Annotated in this window: 20 protein-coding genes; 14 read left to right on the forward strand and 6 right to left on the reverse strand. The window is 67.7% G+C overall.

What is annotated here, in order from left to right:
- Nucleotides 1-3: 3 nt before the first annotated feature.
- Nucleotides 4-1590, reverse strand: a complete 1587-nt coding sequence (locus ACZYZ7_RS00520) for a 1,4-alpha-glucan branching protein domain-containing protein (RefSeq protein WP_135453544.1) — start codon at nt 1588-1590, stop codon at nt 4-6.
- Nucleotides 1587-2360 (reverse strand): class I SAM-dependent methyltransferase, encoded by a 774-nt coding sequence (locus ACZYZ7_RS00525; protein ID WP_135453545.1) that lies wholly within the window; start codon nt 2358-2360, stop codon nt 1587-1589. The genes ACZYZ7_RS00520 and ACZYZ7_RS00525 overlap by 4 nt, the downstream gene beginning before the upstream one ends.
- A gap of 217 nt (nt 2361-2577) precedes the next feature.
- Between ACZYZ7_RS00525 and ACZYZ7_RS00530 the strand changes: the two genes are divergently transcribed.
- From ACZYZ7_RS00530 to ACZYZ7_RS00575, 10 genes are all read left to right on the forward strand, one after another.
- The gene (locus ACZYZ7_RS00530; protein WP_044517415.1) at nt 2578-3369 is read left to right on the forward strand and encodes an electron transfer flavoprotein subunit beta/FixA family protein; all 792 of its coding nucleotides are present in this window, start codon (nt 2578-2580) and stop codon (nt 3367-3369) included.
- Nucleotides 3370-3402: 33 nt separating this feature from the next.
- Nucleotides 3403-4359 carry an electron transfer flavoprotein subunit alpha/FixB family protein gene (locus ACZYZ7_RS00535; RefSeq protein WP_135453546.1) on the forward strand — a complete coding sequence of 319 codons (957 nt, stop codon included), beginning with the start codon at nt 3403-3405 and terminating at the stop codon, nt 4357-4359.
- A gap of 250 nt (nt 4360-4609) precedes the next feature.
- Nucleotides 4610-5353, forward strand: a complete 744-nt coding sequence (locus ACZYZ7_RS00540) for an SDR family oxidoreductase (protein ID WP_450068691.1) — start codon at nt 4610-4612, stop codon at nt 5351-5353.
- Between the two features lies 1 nt (nt 5354).
- On the forward strand, nt 5355-5765 hold the full coding sequence (locus ACZYZ7_RS00545) for a cupin domain-containing protein (protein WP_044517420.1): 411 nt from the start codon (nt 5355-5357) through the stop codon (nt 5763-5765).
- Nucleotides 5765-6424, forward strand: coding sequence for a nitroreductase (locus ACZYZ7_RS00550; protein ID WP_450068692.1), 660 nt, complete (start codon nt 5765-5767; stop codon nt 6422-6424). Before ACZYZ7_RS00545 ends, ACZYZ7_RS00550 begins: the two co-directional genes overlap by 1 nt.
- Nucleotides 6425-6511: 87 nt before the next feature.
- Nucleotides 6512-7360 carry a GNAT family N-acetyltransferase gene (locus ACZYZ7_RS00555; protein ID WP_135453549.1) on the forward strand — a complete coding sequence of 283 codons (849 nt, stop codon included), beginning with the start codon at nt 6512-6514 and terminating at the stop codon, nt 7358-7360.
- Nucleotides 7357-8199, forward strand: coding sequence for a lysophospholipid acyltransferase family protein (locus tag ACZYZ7_RS00560; RefSeq protein WP_450068693.1), 843 nt, complete (start codon nt 7357-7359; stop codon nt 8197-8199). The genes ACZYZ7_RS00555 and ACZYZ7_RS00560 overlap by 4 nt, the downstream gene beginning before the upstream one ends.
- Before the next feature lie 47 nt (nt 8200-8246).
- Nucleotides 8247-9473, forward strand: coding sequence for a cysteine desulfurase family protein (locus tag ACZYZ7_RS00565; protein WP_450068694.1), 1227 nt, complete (start codon nt 8247-8249; stop codon nt 9471-9473).
- Nucleotides 9470-10540: a tRNA 2-thiouridine(34) synthase MnmA gene (mnmA, locus tag ACZYZ7_RS00570; protein ID WP_450068695.1), complete on the forward strand. Its 1071-nt coding sequence runs from the start codon at nt 9470-9472 to the stop codon at nt 10538-10540. Before ACZYZ7_RS00565 ends, mnmA begins: the two co-directional genes overlap by 4 nt.
- 10 nt (nt 10541-10550) lie before the next feature.
- Nucleotides 10551-11561, forward strand: coding sequence for a uroporphyrinogen decarboxylase/cobalamine-independent methonine synthase family protein (locus ACZYZ7_RS00575; protein ID WP_450068696.1), 1011 nt, complete (start codon nt 10551-10553; stop codon nt 11559-11561).
- An 855-nt stretch (nt 11562-12416) separates the two neighbouring features.
- Here ACZYZ7_RS00575 and ACZYZ7_RS00580 read toward each other — a convergent pair.
- The 3 genes from ACZYZ7_RS00580 to ACZYZ7_RS00590 form a co-directional block, all read right to left on the reverse strand.
- Nucleotides 12417-13679: a hypothetical protein gene (locus ACZYZ7_RS00580; protein WP_450068697.1), complete on the reverse strand. Its 1263-nt coding sequence runs from the start codon at nt 13677-13679 to the stop codon at nt 12417-12419.
- A 226-nt stretch (nt 13680-13905) separates the two neighbouring features.
- Entirely contained in the window at nt 13906-15480 is a 1575-nt protein-coding gene (locus tag ACZYZ7_RS00585; RefSeq protein ID WP_450068698.1) for a 4-coumarate--CoA ligase family protein, read from the reverse strand.
- Between the two features lie 12 nt (nt 15481-15492).
- Nucleotides 15493-15894, reverse strand: a complete 402-nt coding sequence (locus tag ACZYZ7_RS00590; RefSeq protein WP_450068699.1) for an MmcQ/YjbR family DNA-binding protein — start codon at nt 15892-15894, stop codon at nt 15493-15495.
- A 103-nt stretch (nt 15895-15997) separates the two neighbouring features.
- On the opposite strand from ACZYZ7_RS00590, the gene ACZYZ7_RS00595 reads away from it, so the two are divergent.
- Both ACZYZ7_RS00595 and ligA read left to right on the forward strand, forming a co-directional pair.
- Complete coding sequence (locus ACZYZ7_RS00595; protein ID WP_450068700.1) at nt 15998-17419, forward strand: multicopper oxidase family protein; 1422 nt, start codon at nt 15998-16000, stop codon at nt 17417-17419.
- A gap of 34 nt (nt 17420-17453) precedes the next feature.
- Nucleotides 17454-19547 carry an NAD-dependent DNA ligase LigA gene (gene ligA / locus ACZYZ7_RS00600; RefSeq protein WP_450068701.1) on the forward strand — a complete coding sequence of 698 codons (2094 nt, stop codon included), beginning with the start codon at nt 17454-17456 and terminating at the stop codon, nt 19545-19547.
- A 12-nt stretch (nt 19548-19559) separates the two neighbouring features.
- On the opposite strand, the gene ACZYZ7_RS00605 is transcribed toward ligA, so the two are convergent.
- Complete coding sequence (locus tag ACZYZ7_RS00605) at nt 19560-20219, reverse strand: ACT domain-containing protein (RefSeq protein ID WP_450068702.1); 660 nt, start codon at nt 20217-20219, stop codon at nt 19560-19562.
- Nucleotides 20220-20322: 103 nt separating this feature from the next.
- Here ACZYZ7_RS00605 and gatC point away from each other — a divergent pair, with 103 nt between their 5' ends.
- Nucleotides 20323-20622, forward strand: a complete 300-nt coding sequence (gene gatC / locus ACZYZ7_RS00610) for an Asp-tRNA(Asn)/Glu-tRNA(Gln) amidotransferase subunit GatC (protein ID WP_044517434.1) — start codon at nt 20323-20325, stop codon at nt 20620-20622.
- Nucleotides 20623-20627: 5 nt separating this feature from the next.
- On the forward strand, nt 20628-22109 hold the full coding sequence (gene gatA, locus ACZYZ7_RS00615) for an Asp-tRNA(Asn)/Glu-tRNA(Gln) amidotransferase subunit GatA (RefSeq protein WP_450068703.1): 1482 nt from the start codon (nt 20628-20630) through the stop codon (nt 22107-22109).
- Nucleotides 22110-22155: the final 46 nt, after the last annotated feature.

Genomic DNA, 22155 nt, shown 5'->3' on the forward strand with positions numbered 1-22155 from the left:
TGGTCATTTTGGCAGACGCCGGGCGTCGAGGGCACCGAACAGTCCGTCCGCCTTGTTCCAGCCGTCGGCGAGGCGCTCGGCGTGGTCGCGACGGCCAGAGGCCAGTGCATCGGAGATCTCGCGCGTCGCGTGGGCGTGCAGATGGGCGCGGTAGCGCGCGTAATCGGCGGCCGAATCCTTGCTCACCATGAACGGCCAGTCGCTGGACACGGTCAGCAACGTCTCCCGCAGGATCTGATCGGCCACCCGGTCGCGCGGGGTCGGTGCACCGACCGCGGCATGCTGGGTGAGCGCCTTGTCCACAGTGCTCAGCGCACCGTCGACCACTTCGCTGTTCAGCCGCACCAGATCGGTGACCTTCTCGCCGTTCCAGACCTGCCAGTTCTTGCCCGAACCCCATGAACTGGGCGGCAATTCGACCGGGTCGCCGACGAATCCACCGGCCTTGGCATCCGCCAGCGTGCCCACCTGCACGCCGGCTGCCGGCAGTGCCCGCAGTACCCGGCCCAGCCACTCGGGGCCCTCGTACCACCAGTGCCCGAACAGTTCGGTGTCGAACGCGGCCACCACATGTGCCGGGCGGCCGATCCGCTCGCTCTCGCTGACCAGCCGGCGGCGGACCACTTCGACGAAGTCGGCGACGTGCTCGTCGATCGCACGGTCGGCGCGCTGCGGATCGTAGGGAGCCTTCTCCTCGGACGGGACGTTGCGGCCGGTGACCCGGGCCGGCTTGAGGCCCGTGGTGTGGTCGTAGGTGTGGAAATCCCGGTATGCGGCATGGCCGGGGTAGCCGGACTTCGGCGACCACACGCGGTAGCTGACCTGCAGGTCGCGCCCGAAGGCCACCACGTCGGAGTCACCGACCGGGCGGCCGAGGGAGGTGTCGCCGTGCAGCGACGGGCCGTCCACCATGAAATGCCCGACACCGGCCGCGGCATATCCGGTCTCCATGCCCGGCGCGTACGCGCATTCGGGCGCCCATATTCCGACCGGGGTGTGCCCGAACCGCTGCTGCGCATCGGCCAGGCCTTCGCGCAGTGCGAACTCGCGCAGTCGCGGGTTGAGCAGGGGCTGGAACGGGTGCGACAGGGGACCGCCGAGCAGCTCGATGGTCTCGGCATCGATCAGCTCGCGCAGTAGCCCGCTGGCGCCGTGCCGCCAAAGGGTGGTGAATTGCTCGATGGCCGCGCCGGCCTCGGCGTATTCGCGAACCCCGAACTGCTGCAAGGCTTCTTGACCGCGCAGCGTCGTCGCCTCCTGGGCGCGCAGCTGCCAGTTGGCCAGCCAGTGATGCATGCCTGTGAGGCAGTAGGGGTCATCGAGCTGTGCGGTGACCACCGGCGTCATGCCGAGCGTGATCAGATGGCTGCGGTCCTCTGCGGCCAGACCGCGCAGCACCCGCATCAACGGCAGGTACGCCGCGGCCCAGGACTGGTAGAGCCACTCCTCGCCGACCGGCCAGCGGCCGTGATGGGCCAGCCAGGGCAGATGGGTGTGCAGGACGAGCGTGAACAACCCCGGAACCGGATCGCCGGCGACATCGGGCCGGGGTACAGGTTCGGGTTCGGGGTCGGCAGCGGGATGTGTCACGGCCGCACCGCGATCGCGACCAGGTCCAGGCTGTCGTCAATGTTGCGTTCGTTCGCGGACGTGAGATCGAAGTCATCGATGCTGACGGCGGCCACGTCGGCGAGCAGCTGTTCGGGCCACGGAGCGTCGGCCACGGCCCGCTGCACCTGTGCCTCGATGATCGAGCCGCCGTGCCGCGCGTCGAGTTCGGCCAGCCCGGCGCCGTGAAACACCCCGAGCATCGACTCGACGGTGAAACCGGCGTCGTGCAGCAGTTCGGTCAGCTCCGCGGCATTGAGCTCACGGGTGTGGAACGGGTTCAGCGGGGTGTCGCGACCGGGGGAGAAGGTGATGCGGTTGGGGGTGGAGACCAGGAAAACGCCACCGGGCCGCAGCACGCGGAAACACTCGGAGACGAATTGACCCTGATCCCACAGGTGCTCGATGACCTGGAAATTCACCACGACGTCGACGGACTCGTCCGCGAGGGGCAGCTCGGCCAGGTTGCCGTGCCGGATGTCCACCCGGGGGTAGCGGGCCCGCACGTGTGCCACCGTGGCCTCGTCGTAGTCCAGTGCGACGACGCGGCGCGCCACGTCGGCGATCAGGTCGGCGCCGTAGCCTTCACCGCAGCCGGCCTCCAGGACCTCGCGATCGACGCACCGGCCGGCCAATCGCTGATACACCACCTCATGACGGCGAAACCAGTAATTCTCCTCGGCCAGGCCGGGGATGGTCCGCTCGCCGGTCAGGGGTAGGGCGTTATCCGGGTCGCCAACGAATGCGCTCATTGGAAGGCAGGCTAACCCAGGCGAAGCGGTGGTGGACTATCCGCGAACGGTTCCCTTACCTCAGGGGTGTGGTAGGGGAGGCCGGAATACAAACTTCGACCAGCTATGGTGTTCCTGCGAACCATCAAAAGTTACCGACCGGTAACATGGTGCTAGTTGCCTAGAACGTGATATGAGCCCGGGCCACCGGTCTCATCGAGGAGGACGAACCAGAGTCATGACGAACATCGTGGTCCTGATCAAACAGGTCCCAGACACTTGGTCGGAGCGCAAGCTGTCCGACGGCGATTTCACCCTCGACCGCGAGGCTGCCGACGCCGTGCTCGACGAGATCAACGAGCGCGCCGTGGAAGAGGCGCTGTTGATCAAGGAGCGTGAGGGCGGAGACAGCACGGTCACCGTGCTGACCGCCGGCCCGGAGCGCGCCACCGAGGCGATCCGCAAGGCGCTGTCCATGGGTGCCGACAAGGCTGTACACCTCAAGGACGACGGCCTGCACGGCTCCGACGTGATCCAGACCGGGTGGGCACTGGCCCGCGCGCTGGGCACCATCGAGGGCACCGAGCTGGTCATCGCCGGTAACGAGGCCACCGACGGTGTGGGCGGCGCAGTTCCGGCCGTGATCGCCGAGTACCTGGGCCTGCCGCAGCTCACCCACGTGCGCAAGCTGACCGTCGAGGGCGGCAAGGTCACCGCCGAGCGTGAGACCGACGAGGGCGTGTTCAGCCTCGAGGCCTCGCTGCCGGCCGTGGTGAGCGTCAACGAGAAGATCAACGAGCCCCGCTTCCCCTCCTTCAAGGGCATCATGGCCGCCAAGAAGAAGGAAGTCACCGTGCTCACCCTCGCCGAGATCGGCGTGGAAGCCGATGAGGTCGGTGTTGCCAATGCCGGTTCCAAGGTGCTGTCTTCGACCCCGAAGCCGCCGAAGACCGCCGGCGAGAAGGTGACCGACGAAGGTGACGGCGGCACGAAGATCGCCGAGTACCTGGTTGCCCAAAAGCTGATCTAGCCCACCCACTTCCGAAAGACGTAACGAGAACTCATGGCTGAAGTACTTGTGCTCGTTGAGCACTCCGAAGGCGCATTGAAGAAGGTCAGCGCCGAGCTCATTACCGCCGCCCGCGTGCTGGGCGAGCCTGCCGCTGTTGTGGTGGGCAAGCCGGGCACCGCCGCCCCGCTGGTCGACGGCCTGAAGGCCGCCGGCGCGGCCAAAATCTACGTCGCCGAGTCCGACGACGCGGAGAGCTACCTGGTCACCCCCGTTGTCGACGTGCTGGCCGGACTGGCCGAGACGGCCGCCCCCGCCGGCGTGATCGTCGCCGCCACCGCTGACGGCAAGGAAATCGCCGCCCGCCTGGCTGCGCGTATCGGCTCGGGCCTGCTGGTCGACGTGGTCGAGGTCCGCGAGGGTGCAGTGGGCGTCCACTCCATCTTCGGTGGTGCCTTCACCGTCGAGGCCCAGGTCACCAGTGACACCCCGGTGATCACGGTCCGTCCGGGTGCCATCGAGGCCGCCCCGGCCGACGGTGCCGGCGAGGTCGTCAACGTCGAGGTCCCGGCCCAGGCCGAGAACGCGACCAAGATCACCAAGCGCGAGCCCGCCGTTGCCGGTGACCGCCCCGAGCTCACCGAGGCCAGCGTCGTGGTCGCCGGTGGCCGTGGTGTCGGCAGCGCCGAGAGCTTCTCGGTCGTCGAGGAGCTGGCCGACTCGCTGGGCGGCGCCGTCGGTGCCTCCCGCGCCGCGGTCGACTCGGGCTACTACCCGGGCCAGTTCCAGGTCGGCCAGACCGGTAAGACCGTGTCGCCGCAGCTGTACATCGCCCTCGGTATCTCCGGCGCGATCCAGCACCGCGCCGGCATGCAGACGTCGAAGACGATCATCGCGGTGAACAAGGACGAGGAAGCTCCGATCTTCGAGATCGCCGACCTCGGCATCGTCGGTGACCTGTTCAAGGTCAGCCCGCAGCTGACCGAGGCGGTCAAGGCCCGCAAGGGATAGATCCCCAACGCGTCAACGCAGAACCCCGGTGCACCTGGTGCGCCGGGGTTCTGTGCTGTGTGGGGCAAACGGGCGCACACAACGCGCACCGGGTGTCACGCTTGAAGTGGCGCTCGAGCCCGAGAGCCACTCTCGCGTGACAGGGCGGCGGCACGGTCTGCCGTCCCGACTACGGACTTTCCAGGGTTTGGATCTCGGCCTGCGGTGCCAGTGTTGGTTCTGCCAGCACGTCGAGAAAGGGATTCGCACAATGAAAATCACAGTCATAGGTGCCAGTGGCCAGATCGGCTCGCGGGTCGTGCGGTTGCTCACCGAAGCCGGGCACGACGTGGTGGCCGCCTCCCTGTCGTCGGGTGCCAACGTCCTGACCGGCGAGGGCCTGGCGGACGCGCTCAACGGCGCTGAGGTGCTGGTCGACGTGGTCAACTCGCCCTCGTTCGAAGACGGCGCCGTGATGGACTTCTTCACCACGTCCGCACGCAACCTGGCGGCCGCCGCGAAGGAGACCGGTGTCGGGCACTACGTCGCGCTGTCGATCGTGGGCACCGACGGCCTGCCGGACAGCGGCTATATGCGGGCCAAGGTAGCCCAGGAGAAGGTCATCACCGAGTCCGGGCTGCCGTACACGATCGTGCGCGCCACGCAGTTCCAGGAATTCGCCGAGGCCATCACCGGGACGCTGGTGGTGGGCGGCGAGGTACGCGTCCCCGATGCCCGGATCCAGCTGATCTCCGTCGACGACGTCGCCGCCGAGGTGGCCAAGGTCGCCCAGGGCGCGCCGCTGGGCGGCATCGTCAACATCGGCGGGCCCGACAAGATCTCGTTCGCCGACATGGCACGCGCGGTACTTGCCAAGCAGGGCGACGACAAGCCGGTCGTGATCGATCCGCAGGCAACGTATTTCGGCACCGCCGTCGACGACGACAGCCTGGTGACCGGCGACGACGGGATCCTCGGTGAAACTCGTTGGGTCGCATGGACCGGGGCTCACTGACATGCCTGTCACAGCGGAGCAGGAAAAAGCCCTCCACGATGCGATGACTGTGATCGCCACCGCGACACCGCCGTTCATCCCGCCGAATGCCGAGGTGATGACGACGATCATCGAGTGGCCCGCGGGATCCCCAGGGGCGCCGCCACACCGGCATCCGGCCGGACCCGCCTTCGGCTATGTGCTGGAGGGCGAGATGCTGTTCGAGCTGGAGGGCGAGGCGCCACGGGTGGTGAAGGCGGGGGAGGCCTTCTGGGAGCCCGGCGGTGACGTCATCCACTACTCGGATGCCAACAACCGTGACGACATTCCGCTGAAGTTCCTCGTCAACATGCTGTGTGTGCCAGGTGAACCCATGCTCGTCATCGTCGAAGACGAGGAGCTCGAGGCCCGCAAGGACCGGCGAGTTCGCTGATGGCCGAGTTCGGAGACGTCGTCCGGTCGCGTCGTTCGTCGCGAATGTTCCTGCCGGACAAGCCTGTTCCACGTGAGCTCCTGGACGAGGCGCTCGCGTTGGCCGTGCGGGCGCCGTCGAACTCGAACACGCAACCCTGGCACGTCTTCTTCACGACCGGCGAGCGGCGCGTCCGATTGGTGGACGCGCTGCTCGCCGCGGTCGAGGCGGCACCGCCGGCGGTCGGCTCCGCGGGCCTTCCGCCGCGGTTCGCTTACCTGCGCCGCGAGAGCGGTGCCCTGGTCTACGGGGCAATGGGGATCGCCCGCGACGACGCCGAGGGACGCTGGGCGGCCCAGAAGCGCAACTGGGAGTTCTTCCACGCGCCCGTCGCCGGGGTGGTCTGCATGCACCGGGATTTCACCAACGTCGACGCGATGGGGGTCGGGATGTTCCTGCAGACCCTGCTGTTGGCGTTGAACGAACGGGGACTCGGCAGTTGCGTGCAGGTGTCCATCTCGTTCTATCCGGACGTACTGCGCGAACAGCTGGACATCCCCGACGATCTGACGATCCTGAGTGGGCTGTCGATCGGCTATGCCGACCCCCAATTTGCGGCGAATCACCTGGATACACCGCGCAACCCGATCGGCGAGAACGTGGTGTTCCTGCAGGACTGACCGGCAGCCCAAAAAGTCACCTGGCGCTCACAGACATGTCACACAGGCGATGCCGTATGGAGACCCGGCTGGGCGACCGTGCTGGTTATGAGCACTGCATCTGTACTCATCGCCGCTGACCACGCCGACAGCGCCGCGCCCGATGCGCCGCGCTACACCCTGTTGTTGTCCGCCGATCCCGAGCTCATCGAAGCCGCCCAGCGGCTCCGTCACGACGTGTTCACCTCCGAACCCGGATTCGCCCTCACCGGGGCTGCCGATGGACGGGACGCCGATCGATTCGACGAGCACTGCGACCACCTGCTGGTACGTGAGGACCGCACCGGCGAGTTGGTGGGCTGCTACCGGATGCTGCCCCCACCCGGCGCCATCGCCGCGGGCGGGCTCTACACCGCCACCGAATTCGATGTCCGCGGTCTCGACGCACTACGGCCGTCCCTGGTCGAAATGGGCCGTGCGGTGGTGCGGACCGACCACCGCAACGGCGCCGTCGTCCTGCTCATGTGGGCGGGCATCTTGGCCTACCTCGACCGCTCCGGGTACGACTACGTGACGGGCTGCGTTTCGGTGCCGGTCGCCGGGAACGCCGACGGCCCACCCGGAACCCAGATCCGCGGGGTACGTGACTTCGTGCGGCGTCGCCACGCCGCGCCCGCCGAACACACGGTGTACCCGTACCGGCCGGTCGTCCTGGACGGCAGAGGGCTCGACGAAATCGACCCGCCGTCGCGGACCACGGTGCCTCCGCTGATGCGGGGCTACCTGCGCCTGGGCGCCCAGGTGTGCGGGGAACCCGCCCACGACCCAGACTTCGGGGTCGGGGACTTCCCGGCCCTGCTGGACAAACGCCGCGCCGATGTCCGCTACCTCAAACGCCTGCGCTCCGTCTCGGCCGCAGCCGACATGGCCGACGGGACGGCCGGGGGCGCGTCATGAGCACCGCCACGAGTGAACATTCCTGGCTGCCCAAGGCCTCGTGCGACGGCAGTTGCGTGCATGCCGGCGGCGCCGATGCCGGCCGTCGGCTCGTGGTCTGGACCCGCACCACGGTGCGGGTGGTCATGGCCGTCCTTCTGGCGCCCGGGGTGCCGCTGCTGGCGGTGCCGATGCCGGGCCGCTCACACGTGCAGCGCTTCTACTGCCGGTTGATGCTGCGCTGCTTGGGGGTACGAATCGCCTTGTCGGGCGGACCTATTCGTAACCTGAAGGGCGTGCTCGTGGTCAGCGGCCACGTGTCTTGGCTGGATATCTTCACGGTCGGTGCGGTGCTGCCCGGCTCGTTCGTGGCCCGTGCCGATCTGGTCGAGTGGCCGGCGGTGGGCCGGCTGGCCCGGGTGATGAAGGTGATCCCGATCGACCGGGGCAGCCTGCGCCGGCTGCCCGCGGTGGTACACACCGTGGCCGAGCGCCTGCGCGCGGGGCACACGGTGGTGGCCTTCCCGGAGGGCACCACCTGGTGCGGCCTGGCCTACGGGCCGTTCCGGCCGGCGATGTTCCAGGCCGCGATCGACGCGGCCCGGCCGGTGCAGCCGCTGCGGCTGGTCTACCGCCACCGCGACGGCCGGCCGTCGACGATTCCGGCCTTTGTGGGGGAGGACACCCTGTTGCGATCGGTGCGGCGGGTCATCACCGCACGTCGCACGGTGTGCCATGTCCATGTGGGGTCGCTGCAGCTGCCGGGAGACGACCGGCGGGCACTGGCGGGCCGCTGCGAGGCGGTGGTGCGCGGCCACCAGGAGCTCCCCGGCGCACCCGCGCACGTCCTGGTGGCCTGAGGCGGCTGGAGGGACGGTCGCCTGCCAGCGGCTATCCTAGGAGGGTTATGGCCTCCATCCTGACCTCCACCTCAGGCCGGCCGGTCTATCTCGATCACGCCGCCACCACCCCGATGCACGCCACTGCCATCGAGGCGATGACCTCTGCATTGGCCACCGTCGGCAACGCGTCGTCGCTGCACGGTTCCGGCCGGATGGCGCGTCGCCGGATGGAGGAGGCCCGCGAGACGCTGGCCCGCCTGCTGGGCTGTCGCCCCTCGGAAGTGATCTTCACCGCCGGTGGCACCGAGAGCGACAACCTCGCCGTGAAGGGCATCTACTGGGCCCGCCGCGATGTCGAGCCGGCGCGGCGCCGGATCATCACCACCGCCGTCGAGCATCACGCCGTTCTGGACGCCGTGCAGTGGCTGGTCGACCACGAGGGTGCCGAGGTGACCTGGCTGCCGGTCGACGCCGAGGGCGCCGTCGCACCCGAGTCGCTGCGCTCGGCGCTGGAGGCGGGCGACGGACCCGCTGACGTGGCCCTGATCAGCATCATGTGGGCCAACAACGAGGTCGGCACGATCATGCCGATCGCCGAGCTGGCCGCCATCGCGGCCGAGTTCGAGGTCCCGATGCACAGCGACGCCATCCAGGCCGTCGGACAGATCCCGGTCGATTTCACCGCCACCGGGCTGGCGGCGATGAGCGTCGCCGCGCACAAGTTCGGCGGTCCGATGGGAATCGGCGCGCTGGTCCTGCGTCGGGACACCGCGTGTGTGCCCCTGCTGCACGGCGGCGGGCAGGAGCGCGACGTCCGGTCCGGGACACCCGACGTGGCCGGCACCGTGGCGATGGCCGCGGCCGCGGAGGTGGCCATCGGCGGGCTCGCCGAACACAGTGCCCGGGTGCAGGCCCTGCGGGACCGGCTGATCGACGGTGTGCTGTCCACGATCGAGGACACCTACGTCAACGGGCCGCGTGGAGCCGACCGGCTTCCGGCCAACACCCATTTCACATTCCGTGGCTGCGAAGGCGATTCGCTCCTGATGCTGCTCGACGCCAAGGGCATCGAATGTTCCACCGGCTCGGCGTGCACCGCCGGCGTGGCGCAGCCGTCGCACGTCCTGATCGCCATGGGCGCCGACCCGGCCACCGCGCGGGGATCACTGCGATTCTCGTTGGGGCACACCAGCACCGACGCCGACGTCGACGCTGTGCTGCAGGTGCTGCCCGCGGCGGTCGAGCGGGCCCGGCAGGCAGCGCTGGCCAGCGCGGGGAGGACGTTCTCATGAGAGTCCTTGTCGCGATGAGCGGCGGCGTGGATTCCTCGGTGGCCGCCGCACGGATGGTCGATGCCGGCCACGATGTCGTCGGAGTGCACATGGCGCTGTCCTCGGCGCCGGGGACGCTGCGCACGGGATCCCGGGGTTGCTGCTCCAAGGAGGACGCCGGCGATGCCCGCCGGGTGGCCGACATTCTTGACATCCCGTTCTACGTATGGGATTTCGCCGACCGGTTCAAGGACGACGTGATCGACGATTTCGTCGAGTCGTACGCCCGCGGCGAGACCCCGAACCCCTGTGTGCGGTGCAATGAGCGGATCAAGTTCTCTGCGCTGGCGGCGCGGGCGCTGGCGCTCGGTTTCGACGCGGTGGCCACCGGTCACTACGCACGGCTGTCCGACGGCCGGCTGCGCCGCGCGGTAGACGCCGACAAGGACCAGTCCTACGTCCTGGGTGTGCTGACCGCCGAACAACTGTCACATGCGCTCTTCCCGATCGGTGACACGCCCAAGTCGCAGATCCGGGCCGAGGCCGCCGAGCGTGGCCTGGCCGTCGCGAAAAAGCCTGACAGCCACGACATCTGCTTCATTCCCTCCGGAGACACCCAGGCGTTCCTCGGTGCGCGGATCGGGGTCCGCCGCGGCTCGGTGATCGACAACGAGGGCACGGTGCTCGCCGAACACGAAGGCGTGCACGGTTTCACCATCGGACAGCGCAAGGGTTTGGGCATCGCGGGACCGGGTGCCGACGGCCGGCCTCGCTACGTCACGGCGATCGACGCCGATACGGGCACAGTGCGCGTCGGACCGGCCGAAGACCTCGAAATCTGGGAACTGGTCGGCGACAAGCCCGTGTTCACCAGCGGGGCCGCGTTGCAGGGGCCGGTGGAATGCCAGCTTCAGGTGCGGGCGCACGGCGGGATCACCGACGCGGTGGCCGAGCTGCGCGACGGTCGGCTGGCGGTATCCCTGCGGGCACCGCTGCGCGGGGTGGCCCCGGGCCAGACCATGGTGCTGTACCGGCCCGACGCCGACGGTGACGAGGTCATCGCCAGCGCGACCATCGCGCGCGTATGAGCGCCTTCGTATGAGCGTCTTCGCAGCGGCAACCGGTATCGGTTCCTGGCCGGGCACCCAGCCGCGGGCTGCCGCAGAAGTTGTCGTCGGTGAACTGCACACCCTGTCGCACCTCGTGGAACTCCCGGCGCGGGGAATCGGCGCCGACCTCATCGGTCGGGCCGGGGCCCTGTTGGTCGACATCGCCATCGACACCGTGCCGCGCGGGTACCGCATCGCCGGTGGCCGCAGTGCTGCGCTGCGGCGGGCGGTGAGCCTGCTCGGCGAGGACATCGATGCGCTGGAAGAAGCCTGGGAGCGCGCGGGGCTGCGGGGCAGCGGGCGCGCCGTCAAGGTGCAGGCGCCCGGACCGATCACGCTGGCCGCCCAGCTGGAACTACCCAACGGACATCGGGCCATCACCGATCGCGGTGCGCTGCGCGATCTTTCGGCTTCCCTGGCCGAGGGGCTGGCGATCCACCGTGCCGAGGTGGCCCGGCGGTTGGAGACCCCGGTGGTGGTCCAGATCGATGAACCGTCGCTGCCCGCCGCGCTGGCGGGCCGGCTGTCCGGGGTCACCAGTTTCACCCCGGTGCATCCCGTGGACGAACCGTTGGCGATCAACCTGATCGACGCCTGTGTGGCAGCGGCCGGCTCCGATGTCGCATTGCACTGCTGTGCTCCCGAGCTGCCGTGGAAGGCGTTGTTGCGCAGCGCTGTTCACGCTGTGTCGGTCGACGTCTCGACTCTGACGCCCGCGGATCTGGACGGTGTGGGGGAGTTCGTCGATTCGGGGCGCACTGTGCTGCTCGGCGTGGTGCCCTCGACCGCGCCCGAGGGCAGGCCGTCGGTCGAGGAGGTCGCCAAGGCGGCGGTCGCGCTGACCGATCGACTCGGGTTCGCCCGGGCCGTGCTGCGTGACCGCATCGGCATCACGCCGTCCTGTGGGCTGGCCGGCGCCACCTCCCAATGGGCGCGCACTGCGGTGGAACTCACGCAGAAGGCCGCCGACGCGTTCGCCGAAGATCCGGACGCCATCTAGTAAAGCGCTGTCACGTCGCTGGGACCGTGCCATCGACCGTCTGCGGGCCTACGTCGGGGACTAACGTCATAGTCCCGGCGCGGTACGAGGAGGTAGACACCGGCAAGACCTAGCGGGAACTTTGGGAGGACGAATCGACCGACCGCCGCGAGGTTCTCCGGAAGGCCAAGATCCGGCTATTACTGCACTTCCTGGCAAGCGGCTGTGGCGCGAACTCCATGAGTCCGCTGACTTCAGCGACAGCCCAGAGACGAGGCTGGTTATCGAGGCGGCGTGCTACCTCGCCGATGAGGTCGACCGCCTACCCAAGATCGTTCGTGCCGCCGGGCGGATACTCGGGTGGCCGACCACTTGCGAATCCGGCTTGGCATAGCACCCCAGACCATCCCGCCCCCGAGCGGCAACGTCCTCCGCAACTGCTCGCGAGGTAGCCAACCAACTCCGCGCCGGGCTCTGCAGAGCTCTGATCGACAGCAGCTCATACCCGAACTGCCGCGACTGCGGGGGGCCCTCGCTTACACCAGCCACCCCGTGAACGTGGCCCTCCGTTGATCTGAGAGCCAGATACGAACACCAATGAGCTTGCTAGACAAAGGAACTGACAAGCGGTATTCATCGCCGGTGGCGCGCGATGATCTACAACGGCTCGGCATCAACAGCGCGGGCCGAGTACGTCAAGGTCCGCAAATGCAGGGAGTCCAACCGTTGTAACCCGGCTGAGTTCCATCGCGAATCAAGACGAAACCCTGAAACCGCAGGTCACGCCCCACGCGCCGAATTGGCACATCCACTCTGACTACGGCAAACGGGGCTGGTAACAGTTCAACTGAGGTCAGGTCAGGGGCCGAGTTCGATTCAATCGAGGTCAGGTCCCGGCGGAGGCTCGTTCGGACCGAGCATTGAGGCAGGGATCGGAACAGTGGCATTCGGGTTGGCAATCGGGAACAGACAGCGCGGGCCCGAAGAGGGCGACGACGAGAGGCGCGCTGCCTGCGGCTCGTACGCGAGAATGCCCGACAACCACCGATACCGAGGGTTCGGCCAGATTCTCGCTTCGATCATCGGTGCGAACTCATCCCATTTGGCGCTGCCGCTATACAGGTGAACCGCGACTAGGTACGGCAGATCTGGGCGGGCGCTCGCCTGGCGCTTCTTCCTATCGAGGGCGTCCCGCAACGAGCTGAGTCCGTTCTGTACGTCTTCCTCGGTCAAGCACAGCTCAGCCATGAAATGGAGGTACTCACCCGTGAACCTGGTCCCCGCGATGACGTACGGATGGCTGTGGGCGACAAGCGCCGGATCGATCGGAGCCTCGGTAAATCGAGGAATCTTTGCAGGGTTCCACCCGAGATCCGACGGCAATTCAAACTCAGTCCAAACAATCCGGGCAGGGCGCGAAGCCCCCACCTCGATTACCTCTTCGCCGGTCTCAGAGTCGGCGATCTTACTGCAAATCTGCTTACTGGCCACGATCTGCTGAGCATCATTCGACGGCTTAATCGGCAGATGCAACAGAACATCACGGCTGACTTTGCGCTTATCTATCTCGTTGAAAATCCGTTCATTAATTACCATTCGCATTCGGTGCCAAGCGGATAGGTTCTCCCAATGCCAAACAGTCGCATCAATAAGGACGAGGCCCTCGGGGACCTCGATTCCGTAATCGGGTGACGGCGGTTTCCTTGGGGCGGCTCGCAGTGCCGGCGGCACCAGCGGCTCAAGGCTGAACCGTTCGAAATTGCAGCTCAGCACTGAGCCAACTTCGAGCTCGGCCAGGTTCTCCTCAAACACCATTTCCTTGGCACGGAACAGAGCTGCGATCTTGGGCTTGAGCACCTGGCGGCCCTCGGGGCCAACGCGAACCAGCAGCTGATTCAACGAGAAAGCCAAGTTGATCAGACGTGCGGCTGATTGCCCCGTTGGTGCGTTCCAGTAGATCGCTAGCTGACCAACCGGGTTCTTCGGCCAGTCCCCATCCTCGATGATTTTGAAGATCTCCGGGTAGATTGCCTGCGCAAACTTCATCCACTCCGCACCACTGTGCGGGCCGCTATCCGGGAATCCCTCAGGCATGGCCTCACGCGGGTCGATCGATAGAAAGTTGACCTGGAAGGACATGCCAAGGATCGTAGGACGGCCCAGTGACATCGCGTCTGCGAACAGGACAACTGCGGCTGTAAGCGGCGGGATTTGCAATCGTCAGCGTGGACGGTTCGCACTCGGCTCTGGACGCTTGTTAGCAGACCAAAAGCGGCGCCTCCCTGGAGACCCGAGGGCCTCGAAGGCCACCGGGCGAGTGCGAGAGGGCCTACGCCTTGCTCCGCCGGCCCCACTGGCAATCGGCCTAGCTGCCGCGCAACTCCCGGCGCAGGATCTTGCCGGCGGACGACTTGGGGATCGCCTCGATGAACTCGACCTGCCGCACCTTCTTGTAGGGCGCCACCAGGCCGGCCACGAACGCCATCACTTCATCGGCGCTCAACTCGGATGAGGGCTGTTTGACCACAAAGGCTTTCGGCACTTCCTCGCCGGATTCCTTGTCTTGCACACCGATCACCGCGGCATCGGCGATGCCGGGATGGCCCAGCAGCACAGCCTCCAGTTCGGCGGGCGGGACCTGGTAGCCCTTGTACTTGATGAGTTCCTTCAGCCGGTCGACGACGTAGACGCAGCCGTTGGAATCGACCTGGGCCAGATCCCCGGTGTGCAGGAACCCGTCGGCGTCGATGGTCTCCCGGGTGGCCGCCTCATTGCCGAGGTACCCGGCCATCACGTTGGGCCCCTTGAACCACAGCTCGCCGGTCTCACTCAATCCCTCTGCCGCGATCTCGATTTCCTTGCCGGTGTCGGGGTCGACCAGCTTGCTCACGCCGTTGGGAACGGTCCATCCGCACGAGTCCAGCGGCGCGATCGTGCCGACCGACGCCAGTCCACCGTCATGCGGGGTGATGTGGCTGACCGGGCTCAGCTCGCTCATGCCGTAGCCCTGAGACACCGTGCAGCTCAATCGATCTGCAACGGCGCGACCAAGGTCGGCATCGAGCGAGGCCGCACCGGACAGGACCGCGCGCAGTGAGGACAGGTCATAGGAATCGACCAGTGGGTGCTTGGCCAGGGCGACGGCCACCGGTGGGGCGATGTAGACGAACGTGCACCGGTGGGTCGCGATGTTGTCCAGGAATTCAGTGAGGTCGAACGACGGCATGATGACGAGTTGGGCGCGCGCGTGCAGGGCGGCGTTGAGCAGCACCGTCATGCCGTAGATGTGGAAGAACGGCAGCACTGCCAGCAGCCGGTCATCGGCGGTCATGCCCTGCAGCGGGCGGATCTGTGCCACGTTGGCGGTCAGGTTGGCGTGGGTGAGCATGACGCCCTTGGGGTTCGCCGTGGTGCCCGAGCTGTAGGGGAGTGCGGCCAGATGCGTGGCCGGATCGAAGCTCACGTCGGGTGCCGGGCCCTGCGCACCGAGGCCGTCGCCGTCGAGCACCACCACCTGGTCGGGGGCCAGGCCCGCGGCGGCCGCGCCCTCGGTGGCCTGCGGCAGCAACGCGCTCGCCGTGACCAACAGGCGCGCCTTCGAATCCTTGAGCTGCTTGGCGATGTCACGCGCGGTGAACAGCGCGTTGACGGTGGTGGCGGTGGCGCCCGCGCGCAGGATCCCGTGGAACGCGATCGCGAAACCCGAACTGTTGGGGGACAGCAGTGCCACCACGTCGCCGACGCCGATGCCGCGCGCCGCCAGCCCGCCGGCGAACGCGTCAATCCGGTTCACCAGGTCGCCGTAGCTGGTCTCGGTACCGGACTTGGCGTCCACCATGGCGATCCGGCCGGCATCGGCCGCTGACATGCCGGCGAACAGGTAGTCGTAGACGCTGACGGCAGGCAGGTCGACGTCGGGGAATGGGCTGGCGAAACTCATGGCTGCTTCCGATCAGTTCTCGTCGAGTTGTTTGATGAGCCGGCGCGCGGCGACCAGGCGGAACGAGGCGTCGATGAGTTCGCGGACCTCGCCCCAATCCACCTTCGCCGCAGTGAAGTCCAGACCGAGCCAGCCGAACGGGCCCATGTAGGCCGGGAAGAAGAAGCGGTTGTCCTGCTCTAGCGCCCGGCGGTCGCTTTCGTCGACCTTGATCAGCAGTGAATGCGGATACGGCACCATCTCGCCGCGACCCTCGGGTTTGACGTTGCCGCCGTACATGGCGAACATCTTCGGCGCACAGAACACCGGCCGGCCCCAGGAGATCTTCTCGAACGCCTCGGGAAATCCCAGGGCAACGGTGCGGAGTTCGGCCAGGCCCAAGTCGTCGTCGCTGAACATGATCGGGTGCGGCATGCACCTAGATTAATGGGACGCCCGGTCCCGCCTGCGGGCGCAACCCAGCAGGCGATTCGGCCGTTCTGCGCCTTGGGCAATCCTGTGGTGTCACGCTGAATCGATGATCGATCGGCGCGGATTTCTGGTGTTGTCCGCGGCAGGCGCCGCTGCGGCGCTCGGCGCCTGCACGTCACGGACGCCGTCGGCCGACAATTCTGGCAAACCCGTCGAAGTCGCGTTCACCGCGGCCGAATCCGACGTCGACCTCGGTGGCGTCGCGGTGCGCACCTGGACGTACACCGGCACGGTCCCCGCCACCGAGATCCGGTTGCGAAAAGGCCAGACGCTGCGCGTACCGGTGACCAACAAGCTGCCGCAGGAGACCAGCGTGCACTGGCACGGCCTGGCGATTCCCAATGCGATGGACGGTGTTCCGGTGCTGACCCAGCCGGCGATCGCTCCGGGCGGGAACTTCACCTACGAGTTCGCCGTCCCCGACGCGGGCACCTACTATCTGCACCCCCACGTCGGGACCCAGCTCGACCGCGGCATGTACGGACCGCTGATCGTGGAGGACCCTGCGGACGGCAAGGACTACGACGACGAACTCGTTGTCGTGCTCGATGACTGGGTCGACGGCACCGGCACCGATCCGGATCAGGTGGCCGAAAATCTCAAGAGCAAGGGCATGAAGCCGATGTCCGGTGCGGGACCGATGCTCAGCCCGACGATGCCGCTCGGCGCGGACGGTGGGGATGTCACCTATCCGTACTTCCTGGCGAACGGGCGCACCATCAAGGACCCGCAGACGGTCGATTACCGGTCCGGGCAACGTATTCGGCTGCGGATCATCAACGCGGGCGCCGATACCGCATTCCGGGTCGCGGTGCCCGGCGCCGAGCTGACCGTCACCCACGCCGACGGGTATCCGGTGCAGCCGCAGCGCACCGAATCCGTGATCCTCGGCATGGGCGAACGCGCCGACGCCATCGTCACGCTGGGGTCCTCGGTTCCGGTGATCGCCGCGGCCGAGGGCAAGGACGGTTATGCGCGTCTGAACATGCGGGTCGACACCTTGCCGTCAACGCTCGACGTGGAGGCATTCGTCAAGACGCTGCGTGCGCGGGCCCCACTGAACACCGCGATACTCAGGCCCACCGCGGCTGTCCTTCTGCCGCAACGCAATCCGGATATCACCGTGGATCTACGGCTGGCCGGACCGATGGCCGGCTACACCTGGCCGATCAACGGGAAGCTCTACGACCCGCCCGACAACGGCATCGTCCTGGCGAAAGCCAAGCGGGTCCGCATCCGGTTTCTCAGTGAATCGATGATGTTCCATCCGATGCACCTGCACGGCCACACGTTCCAGGTGGTCGGGCGCAGCGGTCCGGCGGCCCGCAAAGACACCGTTCTGGTGCCGCCCAAACAGACCGTGGAGGTGGACTTCGACACCGACAATCCCGGCAAATGGATTGTCCATTGTCACAACGACTACCACCTCGACGGCGGAATGGCGACATACTTCTCCTACAGCGGCTGATCGGCTTGTCGGCGCATTCGACTAACCTGCGGGGGTGACCTCGAACGACACTGGAGACGCTGACCTGCGACGACGTTGGCAGGAACTCGCAGAAGAGGTGCGGGGCCATCAGTTCCGGTACTACGTCAAAGACGCACCGGTCATCTCCGACGCCGATTTCGACGTGCTGCTGCGGCAGTTGCAGGCGCTCGAGGAGGCGCACCCCGAGCTGCGGACCCCGGATTCCCCGACGCAACTCGTCGGCGGCGCCGGGTTCGCCACCGAATTCGCGCCCGCCGAGCATCTGGAACGGATGCTGTCCCTGGACAACGTGTTCGATTCCGATGAGCTCTCGGCGTGGGCGGCCCGGATCAGCGGGGAGACGGGCGACGCCGCGCACTTTCTGTGCGAGCTGAAGATCGACGGCGTCGCATTGGCGCTCGTCTACCGCAACGGCCGCCTGGTGCGGGCCGCCACCCGGGGTGACGGGCGCAGCGGTGAGGACGTGACGCTCAACGCCCGCACCATCACCGACATCCCTGAGCAACTGACGGCCTCCGACGAGTTTCCGGTGCCCGATGTGCTGGAGGTGCGCGGTGAGGTGTTCTTCCGCGTCGCCGACTTCGAGGAGCTCAACGCCGGGTTGGTAGCCGAGGGCAAGCCGCCGTTCGCCAACCCCCGCAACAGCGCAGCGGGCTCGCTGCGTCAGAAGAACCCGGCGGTCACCGCACGCCGCCGGTTGCGGATGATCTGCCACGGGCTCGGGTACACCGAGGGTTTCAACCCGCCGTCGTTGCATGACGCCTACCGGGCGCTGGGTGCGTGGGGGCTGCCGGTATCCGCGCACACCGCAAAGGTTTCCGGCGTCGCCGCGGTCGCCGAGCGGATCGCCTACTGGGGTGAGCACCGCCACGATGTCGACCATGAGATCGACGGCCTGGTCGTCAAGGTGGACGAGGTGGCGCTGCAGCGTCGGCTCGGCTCGACCTCACGCGCACCCCGCTGGGCGGTGGCCTACAAATACCCACCGGAAGAGGCGACCACGAAGCTGCTCGACATCCGGGTGAGCGTGGGGCGGACCGGCCGGGTCACGCCGTTCGCCTACATGGAGCCGGTCAAGGTGGCGGGCTCGACCGTCGGCCTGGCCACACTGCACAACGCGACGGAAGTTCAGCGCAAGGGGGTGCTGATCGGCGACACCGTGGTGATCCGCAAGGCCGGCGACGTGATCCCCGAGGTGCTCGGCCCGGTGGTCGACCTGCGCGACGGATCCGAGCATGCGTTCGTCATGCCGACCAACTGTCCCGAATGTGGCACCGAGCTGGCGCCGGCCAAGGAGGGCGACGCCGACATCCGCTGCCCGAATACCCGTAGTTGCCCGGCGCAGTTGCGGGAGAGGGTGTTTCACGTCGCGGGCCGCGGCGCGTTCGACATCGAGGGGCTCGGCTATGAGGCGGCCACTGCGCTGCTGCAGGCCGGGGTGATCGCCGACGAGGGTGATCTGTTCACCTTGACCGCCGACCAGTTACTGCGCACCGAACTGTTCACGACCAAGGCCGGTGAATTGTCGGCCAACGGCAAGCGGTTGCTGGCCAATCTGGACAAGGCCAAGGCCCAGCCGCTGTGGCGGGTGCTGGTGGCGTTGTCGATCCGCCACGTGGGTCCCACTGCGGCGCGGGCGCTTGCCACCGAGTTCGCCAGCCTGGACGCCATCATCGCGGCGAGCGAGGAGCAGCTCGCCGCGGTCGAAGGGGTCGGCCCGACGATCGCCGCCGCGGTCATCGACTGGTTCACCGTCGACTGGCACCGCGCGATCGTCGACAAGTGGCGCGCTGCCGGGGTCCGGATGGCCGACGAGCGCGACGCCAGCATCGAGCGCACGCTGGAAGGTCTGTCGATCGTGGTGACCGGGTCCCTGCCCGGGTTCTCCCGCGACCAGGCCAAGGAGGCCATCATCAGCCGCGGCGGCAAAGCCGCCAGCTCGGTCTCCAAGAAGACCGCCTACGTGGTGGCCGGGGACGCGCCCGGATCCAAGTACGACAAGGCCGTGGAGCTCGGCGTTCCCATCCTCGATGAGGACGGCTTCCGCACCTTGCTGGCGGAAGGCCCGCAAGCGGGACCGGACGAGGAAACGCCTGAGGAGAGCTAGTCGCAGGGCGTTTCAGCGCAGGATCGTGGCGACGATCCCGGCCAGATAACCCAACCGGGCCACCTCCGAGGGCCGGAACCCCGGACCGCCGGGACGGCCCAGCACGACCGCTGTGTTCGGGTCACCCAGGGGCGCGGCGGCCAGGGTGGTGTCCATGTCACGCCACACCCGCGGCACCCATTCCTCGGTGCCGTCGAGTGCGGCGGCGTGCTGTAACGGCAACCACGGCGCCGACTGGGCCTGCGTCTCGGGAGCGCCGTGACTCCCGGCGATGCGTTCGACGCCGGTTGCGGTGGACCGGACCACGACACACCAGCTGACGCGCAGGACCCGGGGTGCTTCTTCGGCGAGCATCTTCAGCCGGTCGGCCCTTGAATGCGCGGCGGCGACGTGGTCGATCAATTCGAGTTCGCGGTGTGCCTCCAGCAGCCCGGTATGCGGGCGGATGCTGTCGACAAAGACGCCCGACAGGTTCTCGGCGGCAGTGATCAAGGTGTCCGGCATGGAGCCCTGCGGCAGGTCGACGACCAGATCGTCGATCGCGTAGCCGGCTCCGCGCTCGACGACGTCGAGCGACAGGATGTCGGCACCGACCGAGCCCAGAGCCACGGCGAGCGAGCCGAGGCTGCCTGGTCGGTCCTCTAGCTGGACCCGCAGCAGATACGAAGGCACGCGCATCACTGTTGCACAGGGCGCGTGCCGGGGCATGCCGGCGCATCGTCGGTTGTACTGCCGACGGGAGCCCGATTTGGCGGCTTGACTAGGCTGCTTTGTCGTGTCGAAGATCTCCCGAGACGAGGTTGCCCATCTGGCGCGTCTGGCGCGCTTGGCGCTGACCGACGACGAACTGGACAGTTACGCCGGCCAGCTGGATGCCATCCTCGGCCACGTCAGCCAGATCCAGTCCGTCGACGTCACCGGCGTGGAAGCGACGGACAACCCACTCAAGGACGTCAACGTCAGCCGGCCTGACGTTGTCGAGCCATGCCTGACGCAGGAAGAAGCGCTGGCCGCCGCACCGCGTGCCGAAGACGGGCGCTTCGCCGTGCCGCGGATTCTCGGAGAGGGTGAATGACGAGCATGAGTGAGCTGACCCGTCGCGATGCGGCGACCCTGGGTGCCCAGATCGCGGCCAAGGAGGTCTCCTCGACCGAGGTGACTCAGGCCCACCTGGACCAGATCGCGGAGACCGACGACCGCTTCAACGCTTTCCTGCATGTGGCAGCCGACTCCGCATTGGCGACCGCGGCCCGGATCGACGCCGCTGTGGCTGCCGGTGAGGCGCTGCCCTCGCCGCTGGCCGGGGTGCCGCTGGCGCTCAAGGACGTCTTCACCGCCACCGACATGCCCACCACCGCGGGTTCGAAAATCCTCGAGGGGTGGCGTGCGCCGTACGACGCGACGGTCACCGCCAAACTGCGCGCCGCGGGCATCCCGATCCTCGGCAAGACGAACATGGACGAGTTCGCCATGGGGTCCTCGACCGAGAATTCGGCCTACGGTCCGACGCGTAACCCGTGGAACACCGAGCGGGTGCCCGGCGGGTCAGGCGGCGGCAGCGCCGCGGCTCTCGCCGCGTATCAAGCTCCGCTGGCCATCGGCACCGACACCGGCGGCTCGATTCGTCAGCCCGCCGCGCTGACTGCCACCGTCGGCGTCAAGCCGACCTACGGCACGGTCTCGCGGTATGGGTTGATCGCCTGCGCGTCCTCACTGGACCAGGGTGGCCCCTGCGCCCGCACGGTGCTCGACACCGCGCTGCTGCACCAGGTGATCGCCGGCCACGACCCGCGTGATTCCACCTCCGTCGACGCTCCGGTGCCCGATGTGGTCGGTGCGGCCCGGGACGGTGCGGCAGGCGATCTCAAGGGCGTGCGCGTCGGCGTCGTCAAGCAGTTGCGCGGCGATGGATACCAGCCCGGCGTGCTGGAGTCGTTCAATGCCGCGGTCGCTCAGCTGACCGCGCTGGGGGCCGAGGTCACCGAGGTCGACTGTCCGCACTTCGACCATGCGATGGATGCCTACTACCTGATCCTGCCGTCGGAGGTGTCCAGCAACCTGGCCCGGTTCGACGCGATGCGGTTCGGGCTGCGCGTCGGCGATGACGGCACCCACAGCGCCGAGGAGGTCATGGCGTTGACCCGGGCCGCCGGCTTCGGGCCGGAGGTCAAGCGCCGGATCATGATCGGCACCTACGCGTTGTCGGCGGGCTACTACGACGCCTACTACAACCAGGCGCAGAAGGTGCGGACCCTGATCGCCCGCGACCTGGAGCGGGCCTACCAGAGCGTGGACGTCCTGGTGTCCCCGGCCACGCCGACGACGGCGTTCCGGTTGGGGGAGAAGGTCGACGATCCGCTGGCGATGTATCTGTTCGATCTGTGCACGCTGCCGCTGAACCTGGCCGGGCACTGCGGTATGTCGGTGCCGTCGGGTCTGTCGCCCGACGACGGGCTGCCCGTCGGTCTGCAGATCATGGCGCCCGCCCTGGCCGATGACCGGCTGTACCGCGTCGGCGCGGCCTACGAGGCCGCCCGCGGTCCGTTGCCCAGCGCGCTGTAATTCCCGGCTAGCGGACGCGGAATCGCATAAAAATCGCGCGGCGCGT

Source organism: Mycobacterium sp. IDUB_17 (assembly GCF_055419465.1).

Coding starts and splice junctions, on each gene's coding strand:
- ACZYZ7_RS00545 (WP_044517420.1), top strand. CDS start 5,355: ATGCCTGTCACAGCGGAGCAGGAAAAAGCCCTCCACGATGCGATGACT.
- ACZYZ7_RS00560 (WP_450068693.1), top strand. CDS start 7,357: ATGAGCACCGCCACGAGTGAACATTCCTGGCTGCCCAAGGCCTCGTGC.
- ACZYZ7_RS00535 (WP_135453546.1), top strand. CDS start 3,403: ATGGCTGAAGTACTTGTGCTCGTTGAGCACTCCGAAGGCGCATTGAAG.
- ACZYZ7_RS00550 (WP_450068692.1), top strand. CDS start 5,765: ATGGCCGAGTTCGGAGACGTCGTCCGGTCGCGTCGTTCGTCGCGAATG.
- ACZYZ7_RS00595 (WP_450068700.1), top strand. CDS start 15,998: ATGATCGATCGGCGCGGATTTCTGGTGTTGTCCGCGGCAGGCGCCGCT.
- ACZYZ7_RS00555 (WP_135453549.1), top strand. CDS start 6,512: ATGAGCACTGCATCTGTACTCATCGCCGCTGACCACGCCGACAGCGCC.
- ACZYZ7_RS00585 (WP_450068698.1), bottom strand. CDS start 15,480: ATGAGTTTCGCCAGCCCATTCCCCGACGTCGACCTGCCTGCCGTCAGC.
- ACZYZ7_RS00525 (WP_135453545.1), bottom strand. CDS start 2,360: ATGAGCGCATTCGTTGGCGACCCGGATAACGCCCTACCCCTGACCGGC.
- ACZYZ7_RS00575 (WP_450068696.1), top strand. CDS start 10,551: ATGAGCGTCTTCGCAGCGGCAACCGGTATCGGTTCCTGGCCGGGCACC.
- ACZYZ7_RS00565 (WP_450068694.1), top strand. CDS start 8,247: ATGGCCTCCATCCTGACCTCCACCTCAGGCCGGCCGGTCTATCTCGAT.
- ACZYZ7_RS00580 (WP_450068697.1), bottom strand. CDS start 13,679: ATGTCCTTCCAGGTCAACTTTCTATCGATCGACCCGCGTGAGGCCATG.
- gatA (WP_450068703.1), top strand. CDS start 20,628: ATGAGTGAGCTGACCCGTCGCGATGCGGCGACCCTGGGTGCCCAGATC.
- mnmA (WP_450068695.1), top strand. CDS start 9,470: ATGAGAGTCCTTGTCGCGATGAGCGGCGGCGTGGATTCCTCGGTGGCC.
- ACZYZ7_RS00540 (WP_450068691.1), top strand. CDS start 4,610: ATGAAAATCACAGTCATAGGTGCCAGTGGCCAGATCGGCTCGCGGGTC.
- ACZYZ7_RS00590 (WP_450068699.1), bottom strand. CDS start 15,894: ATGCCGCACCCGATCATGTTCAGCGACGACGACTTGGGCCTGGCCGAA.
- ACZYZ7_RS00530 (WP_044517415.1), top strand. CDS start 2,578: ATGACGAACATCGTGGTCCTGATCAAACAGGTCCCAGACACTTGGTCG.